The organism is Ruminococcus sp. NATIVEDY161 (assembly GCF_045819895.1).
GTDB lineage: Bacteria > Bacillota > Clostridia > Oscillospirales > Acutalibacteraceae > Ruminococcoides.
In genome coordinates this window covers 1,906,849-1,929,191 of sequence record NZ_CP162392.1, presented here as the reverse complement: position 1 = coordinate 1,929,191, position 22,343 = coordinate 1,906,849, and the positions used below count along the sequence as shown (strand labels likewise).

Genomic DNA, 22,343 nt, shown 5'->3' with positions numbered 1-22,343 from the left:
GTATTATTAATTTTAGCGTAAAGAGTTTTGTTTGTCAAGTAAAATGGAAATAAAGTATTGACAAAATCAAGTCGATATGATAGAATAATTCTTGCTGATATGGCAAATGCGGAGAGATGTCCGAGTGGTTTAAGGAGCTAGTCTTGAAAACTAGTGATCCCGCAAGGGACCAAGGGTTCGAATCCCTTTCTCTCCGCCAATTTAATAAATTATTCAACTTAACTATATGGAGGATTACTCAAGTGGTTAAGAGGCTCCCCTGCTAAGGGAGTAGGTCGCTAACGCGGCGCGAGGGTTCAAATCCCTTGTCCTCCGCCAAAAATGCTATATAGGCTAAAGCCTATATAGCATTTTTCTTTTAATGCGGAGGACAAGGGATTTGAAGGCGAGCGTGCCGCCGTCAGGCGGCAAAAACAGTGCTGTGCACTGTTTTTAGCGAGAGAGCTATACCAACCTATAACATCACGCACTCCGCATAAAACGAGCAGGAACAATACCGACCGCCAAAAATGCGGAGAACAAGGGATTTGAAGGCGCCCAAAAACATTACCGCTCAATTTAAATCAAAATTCCTCGACAGACTTTCTATAGACAACCCAAAATTTGTCTGCTATAATATCCATATAAACTCTCATTAAGGAGAAGCATTATGAATATGCTTGACTATATAGACTGGCGCGGAGACCTCACGTTTGAGCAAGACGGCTTTAACGAGGTTGACAACCTGGTTTTTTCGGAGCTTGCTTATACTGATATGCGTGATATAGTGCCGGAGGACGGCAGCAGAGCGCTGACAGTAGCGCAGGTTTATGGTGAGTATAAGGCTGCCGGCATTGACCAGAGCCTTATGATGAACGACCCTTTGCCGGTTTTGGAAAAAGCCGCGCAATCACCGCGTTTTAAGGACATAACGGTAAAATGGTATGTTGACAAAATCGACACCGAGCAGCACCTTCAGTTTGCCGCAGTGACGTTCATTATCTCAGACAAGCTTGCATATGTAGCTTTTCGCGGAACCGATAACACGATTGTCGGCTGGCGCGAGGATTTTAACATCAGCTTTCTTTCCGAAACACCCGGTCAGACCGAGGCGGTTGCCTATGTAAACCGTATCGCAAAACTGACGGACTGCAAGTTGATTGTCGGCGGTCATTCCAAGGGCGGCAACTTCGCCGTGTACGCCTGCGCGTTCTGCGATAAAGATATAAGTGAGAAAAGGGTAATTAAAATATATACCAACGACGGCCCGGGATTTATGAACGAAGTTGCGGAGTCCGAAAACTACCTTTCTATTCTTTCAAAGACCATAAAAATCTCTCCCGACTCATCGCCTGTAGGGTTGTTTTTTCTCAGCAAGGCTGAACGCAAGGTTATCAAAAGCGACTCCAAGGGCTTTATGCAGCACAATCCTTATAAATGGCACGTGCTCGGAGCGGAATTTGAAAGTGCCGACGCGCGGACAGATCCTTTTATAAACATGACTATCAGCAGTTGGTTAAATACGATGACCGACAGCAACAAAAAGATTTTAGTCGACTATATTTTTGATTCGCTGGAGGCTTCCGGCGTGACATCCTTTAACGAGCTTGCGGATAACAAATGGAATTCGTTCAACTCGATTTTTAAGGCGCTGACAAAAATCGACCCGAATGACAAAACCGATATTGCGAGCTCGATAAAAAAGCTAATTGCGTCGGGCAAGGATGTTGTAATTTCCGAAAAACAGAAAAATGCCGAAATCAAAAAGGCAGAAAAAAACAAAGTCGATAACGAAAAGCAGGAATAAAAACCTCAAATTTGTAATTGTTTTGTCAGTGTCGGTGTGTTATAATTACATTACAAGCTTCAGAGAAGCAAAATTAAAGGCAATTTGCCGGGTATATAGGAGGACAATATGAGTGATTTAAGAAACAACTACTCAACAACTCAAACAAAACAAAAAAAGCCGTTCTTCCGGGCAAACCCCGTAATGAACCGCTTAAGCAAGGTTAACGACGTTGCAGGCACAAACGAAAAAGCTGCAGGCTATGGACGGATTGTTGCAAAAACAGCTTACTTTTTGCTTTTTGCAGTTGCAGGACTGCTGGTTTACCTCGTGATGAACAACACGGTTTTTGCAAATCAGCTGCAGACGATTCAGCTTAACTTCAAGGGCTTTTCGGTAAGCACCTCGGTTATGCAGCTCGGGTTCTTTGCAGGCGCAGGAATTTTGGCAATCATCACGCAGATTACCGCGGCTTTCGCGAGAAAAGCGATACCCGTTGTAGGCGCGATATTCGCGTTATGCGAGGGCTTTATAATCTCGTTTCTCGTTTTTACGGTGCTTAAGGGCTTTGAGTACCTCGGACTTTTGGCGCTGGCGATTACGATTGTAATTGTTATGACAATGGCAATTCTTTACGCGACGAGAATTATCAGGGTTAGCAAAAAGTTCCATATGGTAATGCTCACTCTCGTTGCAGGAATGATCGGCATTTCGATTTTCAGCTTTATCGGCTACCTCATTCCGCTTACAAGACCGTTTGTTGCTTTGATTATGGGCAACTTCTGGATTTCAATCGGCTTTACGGTTGTTTCAATCATCATCGCGACGCTGTTCTTAATCTCGGACTTCGCCATGATTGAGCACGTTGTTGAGAGTAAGATGCCTGCAAAGTATGAATGGATGGCGGCTTTCGGACTGGCGTTTACGGTACTTTGGATTTATATTAAGGTACTCGACCTTCTTATCCAGATTTTGGGCAACAGAAGAAGTTAACGTTACGGCAAGGTAAAAACACAAATTTTCCTATACAAAATAAGCCTGTTCCTTTTTCGGGAACAGGCTTATTTTTTTGCTGTTGATTAGTCCTCGTAGGGAACGAAGTCCTCTTTGCCTACGCCGCAAACAGGGCAGCACCAATCGTCCGGGATATCCTCGAACGCTGTGCCGGGAGCGATACCGCCGTCGGGATCGCCCTCTGCGGGATCATAGATGTAGCCGCAGGGCTCGCACATATATTTCATAATGCTTCTCCTTTCTTAATATTTATACAAATAAAATGCAGCCTAAGTTATTAAAGAGAATGTGCTCTGAGCTCCTCGCCCGACTTTGCGCTGAGATACGCGGGAGCGATGTCGAGCACCGTCTTTGCGCCGCTGATACCCTCGTTAAAAAGTCTGAACGCTGCGCGTGCGTACGCGATAAGCACCGAGCCTGTGAACTCGGGGTTAGAGTCGAGCTTTAAGCTGTACTCGATAACGTGGTTATTGCCGTCGCTCGATGTACCCGAATAGATAACCGAGCCGCCGTGAGGCAAGCCGCTGTGATCGCGCTTCATCTCCTCCTCGGAGATAAAGTTCACGGTGGTATCGTAATCTGAGAAGTAGTTGGGCATTGTCTTGATTTCGTTTTCAATTCTCGCGAGGTCTGCGCCTTCCTCGGCTACTACAAAACATTCTCTTGTGTGCTTTTCACGGGTGGTAAGCTCGGGATTTTCGCCGTTTCTTACCTTGTCGAGAGCCTCGGGAACGGGAACGGTATACTGGCGGCAGTCCTTAACGCCGTCAATTCTTCTAACCGCGTCGGAGTGTCCCTGGCTTACGCCCTTACCCCAGAATGTATATGCCTGGCCGTCGGGCATAACCGACTCGGCGTATACTCTGTTGAGCGAGAACATTCCGGGATCCCAGCCGCAGCTGATAATTCCGATTTTGCCTGCCTGCTTTGAAGCCTTGTCAACATTTTCAAAGTGCTCGGGAATTTTTGCGTGGGTGTCAAACGAATCAATTACATTGTACATAGCCGCGTACTTGGGAGTCATCTCCGGCAAATCCGTTGCGCTGCCGCCGCAGATTACGAGAACGTCGATATCCTCCTTGCCTGTGTCAAGGTCGGCTGTGCTTTTAACCGCAGCAGTGTCTGTATTGATTGTCAGCGACTTGGGATCGCGCCTTGTGTAAACTGCTACAAGCTCCATATCGCTGTTCTTTTTGATTGCGGCTTCAACGCCTCTGCCGAGGTTGCCGTAACCCAAAATTCCGATTTTAACCATTATTTATACCTCCATAAATTAATCACATATATTAATCACTTATTTTAAGCGAAATATCAAACGCCGTTACCGAGTGCGTAAGCGCGCCCATTGAGATTATATCAACGCCTGTCTCGGCAATTTCGCGAATTCTGTCGTCGGTGATTCCGCCGCTCGCTTCAAGCAACGCCCTGCCGTTTGTAATTGCGACGGCGTCGCGCATCATCTCGGTGCTCATATTGTCGAGCATAATTACGTCTACGCCTGCTTCAAGCGCCTGGCCGAGCTCGTCGAGGTTTCTGACCTCGAGCTCGATTTTTGTCATATGACCGAGCCTTGCTTTAAGCTTCGCGACCGCCGCGGCGATTCCTCCGCCTGCGTCAACGTGGTTGTCCTTAAGCATAGCTGCGTCCGACAGATTATAGCGGTGGTTTTTGCCGCCGCCGACCGTAACCGCGTACTTTTGAAGCGGACGAAGTCCGGGCAAGGTCTTGCGCGTGTCGGCAATTGAAGCGTTTGTGCCCTTGACGAGCTCCACCGCCTTTGCCGTCGCTGTTGCAACGCCGCTCATATGCTGAATAAGGTTTAGCGCAGTGCGCTCGCCCTTTAGAATCGCCTTTGTCTTGCCGTGAATTTCGGCTATGATGTCGCCCTTTTGCAAAACGTCGCCGTCGTTTTTATAAACCTCAGCGGTAAAGCCTTGGGGCTGTAAAATTTCAAACACCCTGAGAGCGATATTTATTCCGCAGAGCACTCCGTCGCTCTTTGCCAAGAACCGAGCGGTGTTTTCCTGCTCGTCGTCAATCAGGTAATCGGTGGCGCAGTCGAGGTAATTGATGTCCTCGAGCAGCGCGGTTTTAATAATATTGTCAACATAAATGCTGTTAATCATTGTCTGCCCTCCCTAACTTCGTCAAGAATAATTGCGGCGCAAACGGCAATGCTCTTTGCCTCTATCAAATCGGAGCTTATCTCGTAGCTCTCGCTGAAAAGCAGCTTGATAATTTCGGTGATCTCTCTGTAGCTCTCGGCGTATTTTTCGGGCTTTGGCAGCACAAAGTACGCATCCTGCATAATCTCGCGAATTCGCGAGCGGCAGCCCTTCGGCATGGGATTGCCGGTAATCGGGCGGTGTGCAGGCTCGAGACCGAGCGGCTTTCTGCCGTACTTTTTGAGCTTGCGCGTGATGTGCTCGGCAGCGCTGCGCGAAAATACCAGCGCCTCCAAAAGCGAGTTACTCGCAAGGCGGTTCATACCGTGAACGCCGGTGTGCGAGCATTCTCCTGCAGCGTAAAGTCCGGCGATTGAGGTCTGCGAGTTCAAATCGACGTCGATACCGCCCATCAGGTAGTGCTGACAGGGGAAAACCGGAATTCTGTCCTTGGTGATGTCGATTCCTTCCTCAAGACAGCGCGAGGAAATAAGCGGAAAACGGTCGCGCAAAAAGTCTGCCGGCTTGTGGGTAATGTCGAGATAAAATTTCTCGCTGCCGGTTCTGATAGCCTCTCTCGCGATTGCGTTTGATACAACGTCTCTCGGCGCTAACTCTCCGCGCTTGTCGTAGTTGTGAGCGAACCGCTCGCCGTCGCAGTTGAGCAGAACAGCACCCTCGCCGCGGACAGCCTCGCTGATTAAAAACCGTTCCCTGTCCTTCTCCGCGGCAAACGCCGTGGGATGGAACTGTACGCGCGACAAATGCCGAACCTTAGCTCCGAGCATATACGCAAAGGCGATACCGTCGCCCGTCGCGATAGCCGAGTTGGTGGTGTATTTATAAACTCTGCCGATACCGCCTGTGGCAAGTATGCAGAAGCTGCAGCCGAAGTAACGGCTCTTGCCGTCCTTAAGCACGCTCAGGTAAAATCCGCCGAGGGTTTTGTGCATTGAGTAGAGCAGGGCGTTGTCGAGAATATCGACGTTCTCCTTCTGCTTTACCGCCAAAATCAAAGCATCTACAATCGCCTTGCCGGTGGAGTCCTTGTGATGGACAATCCTGTGGCGGCTGTGTCCTGCCTCGAGCGTTTTGCACATTGTGCCGTCGGGGTTTAGGTCAAAGTCAACGCCGAGCTCCTTGATTTTGAGCACGTCGCCGGGACCTTCCTTTACGAGCTTTTCGACTGCTTTTAAATTATTTTTGTACTTGCCGGCGATTAGGGTATCGGTGATGTGCAGCTTGTAGTTATCGTGTGCCAAATCAAGCACACAGGCTACTCCGCCCTGCGCCAGCGAGCTGTTCGAAAGCTCGAGCTCGCGCTTTGAGATAAGCAGAACGCTCACGTCATCGGGAAAGTTCAGCGCGGCATACAGTCCTGCCGCTCCTGTGCCGACAATTATAACGTCATATTGTTTTTCCATAAACAACTCCAAAACAATTCTTTACATTCCTTCAATCATATATTATACTACTAATTAGGAAAATAGTAAACAGTTTTTTACAGTAAAAGTTTCAGCAATCCTTTTTCGGAGGTGTATATGGAACTGATTAGTAATGAAGAAATAATTCCGAGAGCGCTGCTTGTAAGCGTAGATACGGGCAATTTTGACACCGAGGCGTCAATGGACGAGCTCTTTGAGCTTGTAAAAAGCGCAGGGGCAGAGCCTGCGTTTTCGGTAATTCAAAAGCTGCAAAAGCCCGAATCCGCGACCTTTGTAGGCTCGGGCAAGCTCGAGGAGATAAAAAATGTCTGCGACAGCGAGGAGCTCGATTTGATTATCGCGGACAGTGAGCTCTCCCCCACGCAGATTAAAAACATCGAAAATTACACAGGCGTGCGCGTAATTGACCGCACAACGCTGATTCTTGACATTTTCGCGCTAAGGGCGCGTTCAAAGGAAGGCAAGCTGCAGGTTGAGCTCGCGCAGCTAAAGTATATGCTTCCGCGCCTTACGGGTAAGGGAATTGAGATGTCGCGTCTCGGCGGCGGTATCGGCACGAGAGGTCCGGGTGAAACAAAGCTCGAAACCGACAGGCGGCACATCCGCAGGCGGATTGAAACGCTTAAGGATGAGCTTGATGAGGTTGAAAAGCACAGACAAATGCTCAGGAACAGGCGCGAAAAGGACGGCATTATCACCTGCGCGATTGTCGGCTACACAAACGCCGGAAAGTCAACTCTGATGAACGCGCTGACCGACGCCGGAGTTCTGGCGCAGGACAAGCTTTTCGCAACGCTCGACCCAACGTCACGCGCGCTTAAACTGCCGAGCGGCGTGAGCATTATGCTGATTGACACGGTAGGACTTGTCCGCAGACTTCCCCATCACCTGGTTGAAGCGTTCCGCTCAACGCTGGAGGAAGCGGCACAGTCGGACATTATCATCAACCTTTGCGACGCTTCAAGCGACGAGGCGAGGGTTCACCTCAGCGTTACAAACGATTTGCTCGAATCCCTCGGCTGCGGCGACACGCCGATTATCACCGTGCTGAACAAGTGCGATTTACTCGACGATATCACGCTCGCGCAGGACTTTAACTCGTACATAAAAATTTCCGCCAAAAACGGCGACGGTATTGACAAGCTGCTCGAGGCTATCGACAGCAACCTGCCTGTCAGGATGAAGCGCGTAAGCCTGCTTGTGCCCTTCAAAAGCGCGGGAGTTATCAGCGATATCCGCGAAAAGGGCACGCTGATTTCAGAGGAATATATCTCCGAAGGCATCGCGGTGGAAGCGATTGTCGATAAAATTATATATGCAAGGGTAAAAGAATTTGAGATAAAGGAGAACTGATTATGGATTTTATTGTAAACATTGATTTTTCAATACTTAACTTTATTCAGGAGCATATCCGCAACTCGTTTTTAGATCCTGTAATGATGGTTTTGAGCTATATGGGCGAATACGGCGTGTTTTGGATTTTGCTTGCGATTATACTGCTGTTTTTCCGCAAAACAAGAGCCGCAGGCGTTTGCGTTTTGGCGGCTATGGCGCTGGGATTTTTGTGCGGAGATATTATCATCAAGCACATCGTCGCGCGTCCGAGACCGTTTTTGCTCAACCCGTCCGTTAATATGAACATCCCCGGCCCGACAAGCTACAGCTTTCCGTCAGGCCACAGCACCTCGGCGTTTGCCGCCGTTACAGCGCTGTTCGGTATGCTTAAGGAAAAAAGATGGATTGCCTACTCGGGCTTAGTCCTCGCGCTTTTGATTGTTTTCTCGAGAATGTACAACTACGTTCACTATCCGTCCGACATCTTAGGCGGAATTACACTCGGCATAATCACAGGTCTTTTCATGGTGTTCATCTTCAAAAAGACAAAGCTCGACAAAAGATTGTCGGGAGAATTGAAGAAGAACAACTGATTATATTTTCAGTCAAATTTAAAGGGGCATCCGGAAGGTTGCCCCTAAAAATATCAATATAAATCGGCACCATATTAATTCATTCGGGAACTAAACGCTTCGAACAAGCAAACCTGTCCGCCCGACCGAAATTTCCATTTTCCATTATCAATTATCAATTAAAAACTATGTGATAAATAACTATTGATTTATAAATATATTTGTGTTATAATAACAAAGATGCAAGCTGTCATTGCGTGCAAATAAGCGAGCGGCAGGCCCTGTGCGATTGGGGTCTGCGAACCATGTCAGGCGGGGAACCGAGCAGCATTAAGCAGTTCTTCCGATGCGATACAGTCAGTCTGTCGTTCACTTATTTGTACGGTTAGCCGAATGTCGGCGTGACCGCTTGCTTTTTTTCTAAGATTTTCAGGCGGAGGTGAGAGCTTTGTATCAGGCTTTGTACAGAAAATACCGTCCCCGTACCTTTGACGACGTCGCAGGTCAGGAACACATTACCACAACACTCAAAAACGAACTGAAAAACGGCAGAATCAGCCACGCCTATCTTTTTACGGGCTCTCGCGGAACAGGCAAAACCTCCTGCGCCAAAATCCTCGCCAAGGCGGTAAACTGCCTTAACCCTCAGGACGGCTCGCCGTGCGGAGAGTGCGAGATTTGCCGCGATATCGACAGCGGACGTTCGATTGACGTCTTTGAAATCGACGCCGCCTCTAACCGCAAAATCGACAGCATACGCGAGATCATCGACGAGGTTCAGACCGCGCCGCACCGGTGCAAATACCGTGTATATATAATCGACGAGGTTCATATGCTTACGGCGGAGGCGTTTAACGCCCTGCTGAAAATCCTTGAGGAGCCGCCCAAGCACGTTGTGTTTATTCTTGCGACAACCGAGGTTCACAAGATTTTGCTCACAATCCAGTCGCGCTGCCAGCGGTTTGACTTTCACCGTATCGCGCCGCGCGATATTGCCGACAGACTGCTCTACGTTGCCGATAAAGAGGACGCAGAACTTACAGACAGCGCTGCAATGCTTATCGCCTCGGTTTCCGACGGCGCAATGCGCGACGCGCTGTCGCTTATGGACAGGTGCCTCGCAATCAGCAGGAGCATTGACGACAATGTTGTGCGTTCCGCCGCAGGACTTGCGAACAAGGACTATCTGTTCGACCTCGCCGCCTGCGTTATCAACAAAAACACCGCCAAGGCGCTCGAGATTATCGACCGTCTGTACCGCGACGCCAAGGATATGCCAAAGCTCTGCGACGAGCTGACGGCGCATTTCAGGGCGCTTATGCTCATAAAGTCGGTCAGAAATCCGCGCGATATTGTCGTGTTCACCGACAGAGAATTTGAGATGTCACAAACCCAGGCGGACTATCTGTCGCTTGCGGATATTGTTTACTATATGGACGTTCTGTCGCGCTCATATCAGCGAATGGGCAAGGGCACGGGCGACCGCACCGAGCTCGAAATGGCGCTGGTCAAGCTCTGCTCACCCGAGCTCGACGTCACAAACGAGGCTTTTGCAGCGAGGATTACTGCGCTTGAACGCGCGGTTAAAAAGGGAATTTCGGTTCAGACGGCGGCTGTTGAAGCTCCTATGAGCGAGCCCAAAAAAGAGGAAGCTACTCCCGAAACAGCGGAAGAACCTGCCGAAGTAGTTCCCGAGGAAACGGAAGCTCCCGAAAAGGCAGAGGAAATACCTGTCGAACCCGAAAATAAGCCCGAAGAAAAGCCCAAAGAACAGCCCGAACCCCCAAAGCCTGCGCAAAGCAAGTCTCAAAACACTCAAAAGAACGTGGATATAATCAAGCTCAGCCGCGAGGCTGTGCCCTTCCCCCAGTGGATTGAGGTAGTTGAAGCGATTAAGTCCACCTCGCGTTCATTGGCGGCGGCTTTTTCAGGCTCAACCGCGTACGAAAACGGCGGATTTTTGCTTATCGACTGCGAAAATGTAATGGCGTTTGAGCTGTTGCGGCAGGGCGATATGCGCAGAAATATCCGCGATATTTTACAGCAGATTACGGGCAAGGCGTACAGGCTCGGCCCTTACAAAACAAAAACCGAACAGGAAGTTAAACAGGAAGATCCGCTGAGCGGCTTTAAGGAAAAGCTTGATAAGAGCGGCATTAAATACACAGAAGAATAAATCTGAAAGGAAGATAAATATGAAAGCAAGATTACCCAAGGGTTACGGCGGCGGAGGCTCAAACAACATTCAGCAGCTCGCGCGTCAGGCTCAAAAGCTTCAGGACGATATGGCAGCGGCTAACGAGGAGCTCGAAGCTAAGGAATACGAGGCAGCCGCAGGCGGCGGTGCTGTTAAGGTTAAGGTAACAGGCAAAATGGAGCTTGTTTCCGTTGAAATTCAGCCCGAGGTTGTTGATCCCGACGACGTTGAAATGCTCGGAGATTTGCTGATGGCAGCCGCAAACGAGGCGCTCAGAACCGCCGCAAAGGAAAAGGAAGAAAAGATGGAAGCCCTCTCGGGCGGACTTAACATTCCGGGAATGTTTTAATTATGGCTCAGTATAACGTTGCTCCGCTTGAAAGACTTGTGGAGCAGTTTGAGAGAATGCCCGGTATCGGACACAAAACCGCTCAGCGGCTTGCATATTATGTGCTCAATCTGTCAAAAACACAGGCAGACGAGCTTGCAAACGCCGTTGTTGAGGCTCACACAAAAATACATTACTGCTCAAGGTGCTGTAATTTGACCGACAGAGAGCTCTGCCCGGTCTGCGCGAATGAAGCGAGGGATCACAGCCAAATCTGCGTTGTCGAAACCCCCAGAGATGCCACGGCGGTCGAGAACACTCACGAGTACAAGGGCGTTTATCACGTTCTGCACGGCTCAATTTCTCCGCTTAACGGCGTAGGCCCCGATGATTTGACGATTAAACAGCTTATCGCAAGGCTCGGCGAGAATGAAGTTGCCGAGGTTATTATGGCGACTAACCCAACCGTTGAGGGTGACGCCACGGCGCTGTATATATCTAAGCTCCTAAAGCCTATGGGCGTTAAGGTTACGCGCCTTGCCTACGGAATTCCCGTCGGAGGCGACCTTGAGTATGCCGACGAGTACACGCTCGCAAGGGCGCTGGAAGGCAGGAACGAAATCTGATGAGTGAAACAAAAACCATTGCCCAAAACAAAAAAGCCAGACACGACTATTTTGTCGAGGAAAGCTTTGAAGCCGGAATTGAGCTTTGCGGAACCGAGGTAAAGTCTATCCGTCAGGGCAGGGTTAATCTAAAGGACAGCTGGTGCTCCGTTGACAAGGGCGAGCTTTTTGTTAACGGAATGCACATTTCGCCCTTTGAGCAGGGCAATATATTTAACCGCGACCCGATGCGCGTAAGAAAGCTGCTTATGCACAAAAAAGAGATTAACCGCCTGTTTGGAATAGTTAAGCAAACCGGCTACTCGCTGATACCGCTCAGCCTGTATTTTAAGGGCAGCCGCGTAAAGGTTCAGGTGGGCTTGTGCAAGGGCAAAAAGCTATACGACAAGCGCGAGGACATGGCAAAACGCGCCGCAAAGCGCGACATGGAACGCGCGATTAAGGAACAAAGCAGGTAGAGCTAAATTGTTTCCTGTGAAAACAGCTAAATTATTTCGCTGCGCTCAATAGCTAAATTTTTCGGTAAACCGAAAAGCTGAATTTACAGAAAAGCTTGCGGAGCAAATTTAGCTCGCGAAGCGAATTTAGCTTGCCGAAGGCAAATTTCACTCGCGTAAGCGAATTTAACTGCGAAGCAAAGCTTCGCACATATGGGGATGTAAAGGCTTCGACGGGGAGAACGACCCCGGATAAGCGAGCGGCGGTGCGGAACCGCCATAAAATCCGCAAACTTAAAATAACTGACAAAAATACAGTTGCTTTAGCTGCTTAATGCAGCTCGTTCCTGCGCGGAGTACCTCGGCCGCGTAAGGGGCGTCGATTAGAGGTAAATGTGAACAGAGAATTGCTCCGCTCCCTGTCACACATCAGGAGCTGCCAAACCGTTTAGCCTGTCGTTAGGCGACTCGGCAAGGGAGATTTAATATAGCGACTGCGCTCGGAGAAAGTCCCGGCGAATTCTTTTCGGACACGGGTTCGATTCCCGTCATCTCCACCAAACAAGTATTGGATGAACACCTACTTTTTCAGCGGCGGTTTTGCCGTTAAGGTAATGCTCTGATACGCATTACAAAAGCACCGTTTCGAGAAATCGAAACGGTGCTTTTGTTTTATGTTGGTTTTTAAATCGACACATTCGATTTATCGGTGTTCTCCGTATATAATGGAATCATCAAATTGAACGGAGGTAAACACGATGAAAAACCTGAAATATCACATTTATCTGACTGCTGATGAAAGGCGCACAGTCTTCAACAGCCTGATTGATTTGAGGAACGACCTTTTATCACAGGACAGGTACACCGACATTATTGACGAGCTGTTAATCAAGCTCACAAAAGCAAAAGTCAAGAAAATCAAGATTAAGGAGGTCTAAGGTATGGATACAAAGATTACATACACGCAGCAGGGTGATTATTTGCTCCCGAATCTGACACTTCCCGAACAGGATAACCGACCAATCGGATTGTGGGGACAACAACATCTTCGATATATCAAACAAAGCCGTCCGATTCTCTATACCAACCTACTCACGAAATGTAAGCTAAACGAATATCTTGCCGACATAAATGAGCAGGCAGAAAAGATGTATGAGCAGCTTGTAGTTGCCTTTGCAAAAGAAGAAGGCTGCACGGAGCAGCTGAAAGCGTCCAATCAAATGCTTTGGGTACGCAAGAGAAATAACGCCACTCAACGAGCGAGAGAAGTTGTTTCAAAAGAGATAATTCTCAAATAGCGAGCAAAAGATAATAGTGGAATTTTCGAACAAAAAGTGCTTCTCTGAAAGCACTTTTTTGGTTATAGATATTGAAAGACTACCTGAACTATAGTATGATAGTATATATTGCAACGAAAATGTAAAACAAAAGAATTTGGGAGGTTTTTATGGCAATTCATATGAGTATAAGATTAGCGTGGCATAGTGATGGATGGAACGGTCATATTTGTAAAAAGCCTTGTGAGAATACATTTTGTATTGGTCAACACTCATATCCGGGAAATTTAATTGCCGGGACTCGCAATTTAGAATATGAAACTGAACGCGCCGGTGAACCTTGTTCTAAAACTCAGTGTGGAGCAGCTTGCGGATTGAGTATCAATGCATTCGGCAAGGATACAATTTCCGTGAAGGTAGATCCTCCATCGTTCTGGAAAGCCGGAGATGCTGATCCTATTTATATTTCGCTACCTCCATCAACTGCTTGCACTTGGTGCTATGAAGCAATGTATAACGATGAGGTTGAAACAAAAGGCGAAAGTTCACAAAAATATAATTATGATAAAAGGAAAGCTGCTGCAGAGAAATATTTTGCACAGTTTGAACCGGGTAAATCTCTAATCATATACTACGCAGGATACAGCAACCCATTTAGTGAAAATGAAGAAAACAATTATGTCATTGTTGGTATTTCTCGATTAAAAAAGATTGACAATACCTATTACTATGACAATACAAGCGAAGAAATAAAAAGAAAGTATTCCGGTGGTTTTGTTTGGCAAAAACCGATTACTTCAAACTATCCAAATGAGGGATTCTGTATTCCTTATTGGAAATACATAGATGATGAAAGGATTATTGAGAAACTCGTTTTAAAACCGGCAAACAGGTCTCCGTTCAAATATGGAAGCAGAGAAGTAGGCAATGATGATGTTATCGAAGTAATCAATCAACTTGTTGCAGTTGTGGATACATTAATTGAAATTGGGGATGACACAGAAGATTGGCTAAAGAGAAAAAAGTGGTTAAACAGTGTTCTTAATGAGCTTTGGACCGCAAGAGGACCGTTCCCTGGTTTTCCTTCGGTTATGGAAAGCCTTGGATTAAATGACTTTGTATCAAAGTATATCGGTATTGCTGATGATTCTGAAATGAAGAAATTCCGAGATGAAGTAAAGGATTTTCTTGAAGGGGATTTAGATAATATAGCTGGTTTTGCGCCAACAAAAGAGTTTAGCAAGAGAATAAGACGTGAATATCAGTTGCTCGGAAAAGAAACCGCTGATTTTTTGTTTGATGTTTTAGCGAGATTTGATATAAATGCCAATCAAGTTAGGTCTATCATTTCCGATGATAGAGAAAACGTATCTATAACTGCTTCAATTGCTGAGATGATGCAAAACCCATATATAATATTTGAGCAGTATAGAGGTTACGACTCAGATGATACAATTCCGTTTTATAAGATCGACAACGGCGTTATTCCATCACCTGAGTATGGAATTATTGATTTATTGGATAATGGCTCCACAGAAAGGTTCCGAGCATTTTGCGTTGACGAACTCAATAGGATTCCCGCACACTCATTTGGTGAGGCTGAATCCATACTTCGTGTTGTAAATTCAAGGATATCTCGTTTACCTGAGTGGAAACAGTATTCATTCAAAATGCAGAATTATTCTGTTGAACAGGAAATACTTAACTGTGCACTTGTTCAGAAAAAGAATGAAAACGGAGTTTTATATTTATATCTTAAATCTACATATGATGATGAAAGAACAGTCGAGAATGCATTAAGGAATCTTGCTGAAAGATCAGATATTAAGCTCAAAATTGCTATTACTCCGGAAAAATTCAAACGGGGATTGAAGGTTGATAATTCGCCGCTTGTAACACGAGCGCCTGATGAATACGAGAAAATACTTGATCATCAGGCAGAAATCTGTATGCAGATTTTTACTAAACCTTTATGTGTCCTTTCCGGAGCTGCAGGAACGGGAAAAACAACGGTTATCAAAACCCTGCTTGAAAACATAGATAGAGTACACGGAGCAGGAACAAGCTATTTGCTGATGGCTCCTACAGGAAAAGCCGCAGAAAGAATAAAAACTCAGACCGGGAAAAGATCATCAACTATTCATTCTCATCTTGCTAAAAGCGGATGGATTAATGCAAATTTTTCATTTAAAAGAATAGGCGGCTCATTGAGCGAGGATATTAATACTATCATAATTGACGAATGTTCAATGATTGACCTTAACCTATTTGCAACTTTAATGAGATCAATTAATTGGAACAGCGTTCAAAGATTGATACTTATCGGAGACCCAAACCAACTTCCCCCTATCGGAAGAGGAAAAGCTTTTGCTGATACAATTGAATGGCTAAGTGAAGAGCATCCTAATAATGTAGGTGTTCTAACCGATAATATTCGTCAACTTGTAAATACTGTTGAGAATAAAGGACACGGCATTTTAGGCTTGGCTAATGTTTTTATTCAGGAGCACCAACAAGTTGAAGATGGATACTCGGCAGCAAAACATAAAGCTGAAAGAGAAGAATTGTTTGAACAGATTGTTGAAAATGGTAACGGTGATGTAGATAAAGACCTTGGAGTGTATTTTTGGAATGAACAGGAAGAACTAGAAAACCTTCTTTCTAATGTTATGATTCGTGATATGCAGGAATATACGGGCATAAATCCGGATTCTGACAGTATAGACAAGTTATGGTTTGAAATGATAAGAGATAAAAATGGAAACAGTAATCCGGAAGTAACCCAAGTCATTTCACCATATCGAGGAGAGTTTTACGGAACTGACTCTCTCAACGCACTTCTGCAGAAAACTCTTAATCCAAAATGGAGTAAAAAACAGTTGGATGGAATAGGATATTTTGATAAAGTTATTCAGTTCAGAAACCGTCCACAGTCCGATCTGGCATATGCTCAAACTTCATCAAATAAGAATATTAAAGCAGAGATTTATAACGGTGAAATAGGGCTTTCTGGTATTCACCGGTTAGATTTTTCGGCTCCAAAAGGTAAGCAGCCTAAGTATAAGAAGCAAGGGCGTGTTGATCGCCTACAGGTTACATTTTCCGGAAAAGCAAGACAAGGATTAAGATATAATTACGGAAAGAACCTTGGTCGAGATTCAGAAGGAAAATGGATTCCGGAGCAAAAAGTGTTAGATAATTTGGAGCTCGCTTATGCGATAAGCGTTCATAAATCACAGGGCTCTGAATTTGATTATGTGTACATTGTAATTCCGAATAAAGATAGCCATTTGATGTCAATGGAATTATTGTACACAGCTATAACTCGTGCACAGAAAAAAGTTACAATCTTTGTTCAACAGGATATCAGTACACTGACAAGGCTAAGCCATACCGAAAAATCAGCTGTAAGAAAAATAAATTCTTCCATTTTTAAGTTCGAGCCTTTACCTGAATTTGTTATATACTCAAATTCAAAATGGTATGAATCCGGCAAGAAGATAGCAACATTGTCCCAATTCTTTGTGCGCTCCAAATCAGAAGCAATAATTACAAACCTACTTGTTGATAGAGAAATCCCGTTTAAATACGAGGAACCTTTATATGCTCCGGACGGAACTATGTACTTGCCTGATTTTACTGTTATTTTTAGAGGAGAAAAGTATTATTGGGAGCACGTGGGACGGACAAACGATCCTAACTATATGGCACATTGGGCAAAAAAAGAAGCTTGGTACAATAAGCACTTTCCGGGGAAGCTATTAACTACATATGAAGGAAATACGCTTACAACGGATGCGGTTGCGTTGATTGATCAAAATAAGTAGATGGATATCTCACTGTTGAAAAGAGGTATGAAAAATGAACGAGCAGGAAAAACAATTCTTTAACGCATTACACAAGGATAGATCGGATAATGCCGATACTCTTGAAAAACCGTCTATGCGCGGAATAAAAAACAGTGTAGTCGAGAAGTATTCCGACCAAGCGCATTTTATTTATGAATTGCTTCAAAACGCTGACGATGCTTTTGCGACTAGTGCAAGGTTTGTTCTGGAAAAAGATCGGCTGATTTTTGCTCATAATGGTTCAAGACATTTTTCCGTAACTGATCCCGCAAATGAAGAGTCTGATTCTGAGAACAATACCCTGGGCGATATTAATGCGATCACCTCTATTGCTAACTCAAATAAAACTGAGGCGTCAATAGGAAAGTTCGGCGTAGGGTTTAAAGCCGTATTTCAGTATACACAAACACCCCATATCTATGATCCGAATTTTAAATTCAAGATTGAAAGATTTATTGTTCCTACTCTTCTGGACGAAGACTTTCCAATGAGAAGACCCGATGAAACGCTGTTTGTTTTTCCTTTTGATCATCAGGAAAGAGACGCAGATGAGGCATACAATGATATTTCGGATAAGTTGAAAAACCTATCATATCCGCTTTTGTTTTTAACAAATCTTAAGGATATCGAATTTGAATTCGGTGATGTTATTGGGTTATATGAAAAATGCATAAAAGAAACAATCAGGTTTGATGATACTGTTGCTGAACACTTGGTATTAACACAAAATGCGGGGGAAGAACTATATGATGAAAAACTATGGTTATTCTCTCGCTTGGATGAGCACAACCATAAATATTCGGCGGGCTTTTTTACAAACGAAGAAGGTTATCTGAGATCGATAGATGAACCGGCGTTTTGCTTTTTTCCGACTAAGGAAGTTACCAACCTGAACTTTATTATTCACGCACCGTTCTTGTTAACTGACAGCCGTGAAGGAATTCGTGCCGGTATTGCTCATAACGATAATATGATTAAGCTATTGTCGAAGTTATCTGCGGACTCTCTGGAATATTTGAGAGATATCGGCGTTAAGAATTCCAAGCGGTTGATAGATGACAGCATTATAGACATTATTCCTGTTGATGAAAATGCTTTTAGCGATCCTTCAAATAAACGAAAAGTTTCATTTCTTCCATTTTATGAATCGATTAAGGAGAAGTTCGAAAACACAAAGCTAATTCCAACAGAAAACGATTATGTAATTCCGAATAATGCATACTGGGCTGCTGTTCCGCAACTAACTCAGCTGTTTTCAAACAAGCAACTCAGTAAGATTGTAGAAAACGAAGAAGCACAATGGGCTTTTGTGTCTTTGGGACGTGATGAAGTTCAGAGAAATAACAAAGCTTTGTTTAGATATGTTGAAGAACTAACAAGAACCAATTTAAATGAGGATGCAATAATCACAGGAAGATCAAGAGGGTATTTTTATAATCGATATTTAGGTGATTATCAGTCGCTCGAAAGTGTAAAAGGAATTGATTCCGGTTTTATTGAAAACCAGAATATAGAATGGCTTCACAAATTCTATAAATGGCTTTCGGAAACTAAACACCGGACTGAGATCATAAAAGAATTACCAATCTTTTTAGATCAGAATCAAAAAGCCGCTGCTGCGTTCGATGATGAAGAACAATTGATTCTATTCCTTCCCGTAAAAGATGTGGAGGGATACAGAGTTGTTAATGAGGATTTGCTGGAAAACAAGGATACAAGGGAATTTATTACTTCGATTGGTGTTAAACAACCTTCTCTAAAAAATCAGATATATAATATTATTTTACCTCAGTACGAAAAAGGCGACGCTGAGATAGACACAGATCCTCATTTCAGTATGTTTTTTAATTATTATTGCAAATGCTCAACTGATGAAATTGAAGAATTTATTGATTTGATAAAGTCCTGCGAGTTTTTGATTTACTATCAAGATGAAATTGCGTATAGAGGTAAAGCATCTGATATGTACTTGCCAACGGATGATTTGGTTCGCTATTTTAAGTACAAGCCTACAATCAGATTCATTGACATTAATCATTATAAGTCAATGGTAGGAAATGAACGCGAAAAATATTTGTTTTCATTTCTCAGAGAGTTAGGTATAAAAACCTCACCGAATGAATATTCAAAAAACGAGCCGGGATATTTGCATCAAACAACAGAGAGATTTATTGATGGTTTGCAGGAAATCTTAGAAGAGGTCGAAAAAACAAAAGATGCAGAACTGTCGGTTTTCTTGTGGAGTCAGCTTTGCAAATTGGCTGAAGATAACAAACTTGGCTTTTATTTGCTCAATAAGACAGTAAAAACAAGACCTGACGGTCGTTACAATTTCAGAATACAGTATGAGGATTCATCTACCAAAGTTTGTTTGTTTAGCAAAAAATGGTTGGTGAATAATGAAGGGGATTTTGTATCGGTAAAGGAAATAACAAAAGGTGAATTATCGTCAATATATGACATAGAAAATGAACGCGCTGAAACCCTGCTGACGATTCTTGAAATAACAGACGTGCAGGAAACTGAGGACGAGAATGAAAGTAATCTTACCGAAGCACAACGTGAAAAAATTGAATTTGCAAATAAAATGAAGGCATTGGGAATCAACGAAGAAGATCTGGAAGAATTTAAAGAATTCAAGAAACAAAAAGAAGCCCGAAAGAGAGCCGCCGAGACGGATCGGAATTCTGCCGACCATTCTTCCCATCGCATTGAAACACATTATACCACAGAGGAAATTGATGATTATTTCCAGGAAGATGCCGAAAACGATTCAATTTCCGCTAAAGATAAAAAGAGAATCGATAAATCGACTGCTAAGGTAATTAAAGATATTGCAGTAAGGATTAAAGGCAAAGAAGCAGCAACATTTTCATCGGAAACCGAGGATAAACTTGATTATGATGAAGATGAATACACTCCTTCCCCTGTTGATTACAGCAAGAAAATCGAACGTGCAAAACAGAAAAGCGCGGCTGAAATTGATAGAATTACATACTTTGAAGAATTGCAAAACAAGGCGCTTTCGGCTCCAAAATATTCATATGGCTGGTTTAAAACATTGCTTGAGATGGAAAGCATTAACAGCGGCGAAGCTAATTCCCGCAGCAGAGAAGTATCAATAAGCTTTGCTAAAGCCGAAAGAGAACCTGGAACAAAACGAACATTGGTACTTAAACACCCGGATAAGTATATCCCGCAGTTTATGGAGGAATTAGCTGATATACCCCTAGTTCTGCATATGGGAGATCAGACTAAAAAAGTTGCCGTCGAAGTTGCAAATATTAAATCATATTCTCTCCGAGTAAAATTGAAAAGTGCCGAAGTTATCAATGATATTGATTTTAGCGCTGTAACATCTGCTACAATTGACGCAAAGAGTCCCGCATTTCTTTTGGAAGAGCTTCGAAAACAATTCGCTGAATTTGAATTCGAGGATGAATTCAACATGCAGGAAAACCTGTGTGAAAACATCGAGTTTGTATTCGGACCTCCGGGAACAGGAAAAACTACTCATCTGGCAAAAAACATCTTGCTTCCGATTATGAAAAACGTCAAAGAATGCAAAGTGCTTGTTCTTACTCCTACGAACAAGTCGGCAGATGTTCTTGTGAAAAGATTAATGGAAGTATCCGAAAGCGATGCTTCATATAATGACTGGTTGGTTAGATTCGGAGCAACCGGGGATGAGGAAATTGAACAAAGTCCGGTATTCAAAGATAAAACATTTGATATCAGGACGTTGTCAAAAAGCGTAACAGTAACAACTATTGCAAGATTTCCGTATGATTTCTTTATGCCGGAGGGCGCAAGAGTATTCTTGAACGGTATTAACTGGGATTACATTATTATTGATGAGGCATCTATGATTCCTCTTGCAAATATAGTTTACCCGTTATATAAGAAAACTCCTAAGAAGTTTATTATTGCAGGTGATCCGTTTCAGATTGAGCCTATTACGTCAATTGACCTTTGGAAAAATGAAAACATTTACACTATGGTGAATTTGGATTCGTTTGAAAAACCGGACACTACTCCCTATCAGTACAAGGTTGATCTATTAACAACACAATATCGTAGTATTCCCGATATAGGTAGGACTTTTAGTGAGTTTGCGTATGGAGGTATTTTAAATCACTATCGTAATTCCGATAGCCAAAGGGCGTTAAATCTCGGACAGGATTTGGAAATCAAAACCCTGAATATTATAAAGTTCCCTGTAAGTAAATATGAAAGTATTTATCGGTGTAAAAGGTTGCAGCACAGCAGTTCTTATCAGGTGTATTCCGCAATTTTCACATTTGAATATGTGAGTTATTTGTCTCGTGCAATAGCTGAAAACAACAAGGGCTCATTGTTCAAAATAGGTATCATTGCTCCTTATAGAGCACAAGCGGATATGATAGACAAGCTGTTATCGTCAGAACAGTTACCGGATGAAGTGGACGTGCAAGTCGGAACGATTCATGGTTTTCAGGGCGATGAATGCGATATTATATTTGCTGTGTTTAATACACCTCCTTCAATAACCGCTTCAAAAGAAATGTTCTTAAACAAAAAGAACATAATTAATGTTTCGATTAGCAGAGCAAGAGATTATCTGTTTGTAGTTATGCCGGATGATGAGACAGATAACATAAATAATCTTAATTTGGTAAAAAGAGTAGAAGGATTAATCAAAAGGTCCGATTCATGGAATGAGTTTGCTTCGCCGAATTTAGAAGAACTAATCTTTGGCGACTCAAAGTATCTTGAAAACAATACGTTTTCAACAGGACATCAAAGCGTTAACGTTTATGGCTTACCGGAAAAGAAATACGAGGTAAGAACCGAAGAAACTGCTGTTGATGTACAGATTCATTGGATGGCGGGACAATCTGTTTCTGAAGTTAAACCTTCGAACGTAATAAGAAAAGCGTTTCCAAGCAACAAATCAGACATACCAGATAAAACTCTAGTTCCTGAAGAATTAAGAAAAAATGCTATTACTATAATGGTTTCCGGTGCTATTAACGGTCTATGTTATTTAGTTCCATATTCCGGAAAGCTTAAGCGTTATACAGCAAAAAAAATAGTTGGTATGTTTGTTCCGCAAATAAGGAACAACAAAGAGAAGATGGTAAGTGTATCTGTTGTTGAAGAAGACAGGATTATATATGTATCTTTTGATACGCTTAAAGTATACGGACAAGGTTTTAAGAATTCTGAGGGAATAACACTTCGAAAAACTTTATTTATTTGAATAATCGATTGTCGTGGATTACCAATCCAAGTAACGAGCAAAGACCGGGTATTCTTTTAGGATTACCCGGTCTTTGTTGTTATGCGAAAAAG

Annotated in this window: 16 protein-coding genes, 2 tRNA genes and 2 other RNA genes; 16 read left to right on the top strand and 4 right to left on the bottom strand. The window is 43.9% G+C overall.

Features of this window, described 5'->3' with window-relative positions; genetic code table 11:
* Positions 1 to 110 precede the first annotated feature (110 nt).
* The 4 genes from AB1I50_RS09230 (at position 111) to AB1I50_RS09215 (ending at position 2,758) form a co-directional block, all read left to right on the top strand.
* A tRNA-Ser gene (locus AB1I50_RS09230) sits at positions 111 to 199 on the top strand.
* 29 nt (positions 200 to 228) lie between these two features.
* Positions 229 to 318, top strand: a tRNA-Ser gene (locus AB1I50_RS09225).
* 331 nt (positions 319 to 649) lie between these two features.
* On the top strand, positions 650 to 1,786 hold the full coding sequence (locus AB1I50_RS09220) for an Mbeg1-like protein (protein WP_407723746.1): 1,137 nt from the start codon (positions 650 to 652) through the stop codon (positions 1,784 to 1,786).
* Between the two features lie 108 nt (positions 1,787 to 1,894).
* Entirely contained in the window at positions 1,895 to 2,758 is an 864-nt protein-coding gene (locus tag AB1I50_RS09215) for a Bax inhibitor-1/YccA family membrane protein (protein ID WP_407723745.1), read from the top strand.
* Positions 2,759 to 2,844: 86 nt separating this feature from the next.
* Here the strand turns inward: AB1I50_RS09215 and rd are convergent, their stop codons facing one another.
* The 4 genes from rd to AB1I50_RS09195 are packed head-to-tail and all read right to left on the bottom strand — an operon-like array spanning position 2,845 to position 6,368.
* Entirely contained in the window at positions 2,845 to 3,009 is a 165-nt protein-coding gene (gene rd, locus AB1I50_RS09210; RefSeq protein ID WP_334299539.1) for a rubredoxin, read from the bottom strand.
* 47 nt (positions 3,010 to 3,056) lie between these two features.
* Positions 3,057 to 4,034: a diaminopimelate dehydrogenase gene (locus AB1I50_RS09205; protein WP_407723744.1), complete on the bottom strand. Its 978-nt coding sequence runs from the start codon at positions 4,032 to 4,034 to the stop codon at positions 3,057 to 3,059.
* A gap of 31 nt (positions 4,035 to 4,065) precedes the next feature.
* Positions 4,066 to 4,905, bottom strand: coding sequence for a carboxylating nicotinate-nucleotide diphosphorylase (gene nadC / locus AB1I50_RS09200; protein WP_407723743.1), 840 nt, complete (start codon positions 4,903 to 4,905; stop codon positions 4,066 to 4,068).
* Entirely contained in the window at positions 4,902 to 6,368 is a 1,467-nt protein-coding gene (locus AB1I50_RS09195; protein ID WP_407723742.1) for an L-aspartate oxidase, read from the bottom strand. Before AB1I50_RS09195 ends, nadC begins: the two co-directional genes overlap by 4 nt.
* A 117-nt stretch (positions 6,369 to 6,485) precedes the next feature.
* Between AB1I50_RS09195 and hflX the strand changes: the two genes are divergently transcribed.
* The 12 genes from hflX to AB1I50_RS09135 all read left to right on the top strand — a co-directional run bounded on the left by hflX (position 6,486) and on the right by AB1I50_RS09135 (position 22,251).
* Complete coding sequence (gene hflX / locus AB1I50_RS09190) at positions 6,486 to 7,742, top strand: GTPase HflX (protein ID WP_407723741.1); 1,257 nt, start codon at positions 6,486 to 6,488, stop codon at positions 7,740 to 7,742.
* A gap of 2 nt (positions 7,743 to 7,744) precedes the next feature.
* On the top strand, positions 7,745 to 8,317 hold the full coding sequence (locus tag AB1I50_RS09185; protein WP_407723740.1) for a phosphatase PAP2 family protein: 573 nt from the start codon (positions 7,745 to 7,747) through the stop codon (positions 8,315 to 8,317).
* A gap of 251 nt (positions 8,318 to 8,568) precedes the next feature.
* An RNA gene (gene ffs / locus AB1I50_RS09180) (signal recognition particle sRNA small type) lies at positions 8,569 to 8,667 on the top strand.
* A 77-nt stretch (positions 8,668 to 8,744) separates the two neighbouring features.
* Complete coding sequence (gene dnaX / locus AB1I50_RS09175) at positions 8,745 to 10,472, top strand: DNA polymerase III subunit gamma/tau (RefSeq protein ID WP_407723739.1); 1,728 nt, start codon at positions 8,745 to 8,747, stop codon at positions 10,470 to 10,472.
* Between the two features lie 19 nt (positions 10,473 to 10,491).
* Positions 10,492 to 10,842: a YbaB/EbfC family nucleoid-associated protein gene (locus AB1I50_RS09170; protein ID WP_407723738.1), complete on the top strand. Its 351-nt coding sequence runs from the start codon at positions 10,492 to 10,494 to the stop codon at positions 10,840 to 10,842.
* Between the two features lie 2 nt (positions 10,843 to 10,844).
* On the top strand, positions 10,845 to 11,447 hold the full coding sequence (recR, locus tag AB1I50_RS09165) for a recombination mediator RecR (protein WP_407723737.1): 603 nt from the start codon (positions 10,845 to 10,847) through the stop codon (positions 11,445 to 11,447).
* Complete coding sequence (gene smpB, locus AB1I50_RS09160; RefSeq protein WP_407723736.1) at positions 11,447 to 11,905, top strand: SsrA-binding protein SmpB; 459 nt, start codon at positions 11,447 to 11,449, stop codon at positions 11,903 to 11,905. Before recR ends, smpB begins: the two co-directional genes overlap by 1 nt.
* A 194-nt stretch (positions 11,906 to 12,099) precedes the next feature.
* Positions 12,100 to 12,444, top strand: a transfer-messenger RNA (tmRNA) gene (gene ssrA / locus AB1I50_RS09155).
* Positions 12,445 to 12,642: 198 nt separating this feature from the next.
* On the top strand, positions 12,643 to 12,822 hold the full coding sequence (locus tag AB1I50_RS09150) for a hypothetical protein (protein WP_407723735.1): 180 nt from the start codon (positions 12,643 to 12,645) through the stop codon (positions 12,820 to 12,822).
* Between the two features lie 3 nt (positions 12,823 to 12,825).
* Positions 12,826 to 13,182 carry a TnpV protein gene (locus AB1I50_RS09145; RefSeq protein ID WP_407723734.1) on the top strand — a complete coding sequence of 119 codons (357 nt, stop codon included), beginning with the start codon at positions 12,826 to 12,828 and terminating at the stop codon, positions 13,180 to 13,182.
* 149 nt (positions 13,183 to 13,331) lie between these two features.
* Entirely contained in the window at positions 13,332 to 16,988 is a 3,657-nt protein-coding gene (locus AB1I50_RS09140; RefSeq protein ID WP_407723733.1) for an ATP-dependent DNA helicase, read from the top strand.
* 34 nt (positions 16,989 to 17,022) lie between these two features.
* Complete coding sequence (locus tag AB1I50_RS09135; RefSeq protein ID WP_407723732.1) at positions 17,023 to 22,251, top strand: DEAD/DEAH box helicase; 5,229 nt, start codon at positions 17,023 to 17,025, stop codon at positions 22,249 to 22,251.
* The last annotated feature ends 92 nt before the right edge of the window (positions 22,252 to 22,343 follow it).

Coding starts and splice junctions, on each gene's coding strand:
- AB1I50_RS09220 (WP_407723746.1), top strand. CDS start 650: ATGAATATGCTTGACTATATAGACTGGCGCGGAGACCTCACGTTTGAG.
- AB1I50_RS09215 (WP_407723745.1), top strand. CDS start 1,895: ATGAGTGATTTAAGAAACAACTACTCAACAACTCAAACAAAACAAAAA.
- AB1I50_RS09205 (WP_407723744.1), bottom strand. CDS start 4,034: ATGGTTAAAATCGGAATTTTGGGTTACGGCAACCTCGGCAGAGGCGTT.
- nadC (WP_407723743.1), bottom strand. CDS start 4,905: ATGATTAACAGCATTTATGTTGACAATATTATTAAAACCGCGCTGCTC.
- AB1I50_RS09195 (WP_407723742.1), bottom strand. CDS start 6,368: ATGGAAAAACAATATGACGTTATAATTGTCGGCACAGGAGCGGCAGGA.
- hflX (WP_407723741.1), top strand. CDS start 6,486: ATGGAACTGATTAGTAATGAAGAAATAATTCCGAGAGCGCTGCTTGTA.
- AB1I50_RS09185 (WP_407723740.1), top strand. CDS start 7,745: ATGGATTTTATTGTAAACATTGATTTTTCAATACTTAACTTTATTCAG.
- AB1I50_RS09170 (WP_407723738.1), top strand. CDS start 10,492: ATGAAAGCAAGATTACCCAAGGGTTACGGCGGCGGAGGCTCAAACAAC.
- recR (WP_407723737.1), top strand. CDS start 10,845: ATGGCTCAGTATAACGTTGCTCCGCTTGAAAGACTTGTGGAGCAGTTT.
- smpB (WP_407723736.1), top strand. CDS start 11,447: ATGAGTGAAACAAAAACCATTGCCCAAAACAAAAAAGCCAGACACGAC.
- AB1I50_RS09150 (WP_407723735.1), top strand. CDS start 12,643: ATGAAAAACCTGAAATATCACATTTATCTGACTGCTGATGAAAGGCGC.
- AB1I50_RS09145 (WP_407723734.1), top strand. CDS start 12,826: ATGGATACAAAGATTACATACACGCAGCAGGGTGATTATTTGCTCCCG.
- AB1I50_RS09140 (WP_407723733.1), top strand. CDS start 13,332: ATGGCAATTCATATGAGTATAAGATTAGCGTGGCATAGTGATGGATGG.
- AB1I50_RS09135 (WP_407723732.1), top strand. CDS start 17,023: ATGAACGAGCAGGAAAAACAATTCTTTAACGCATTACACAAGGATAGA.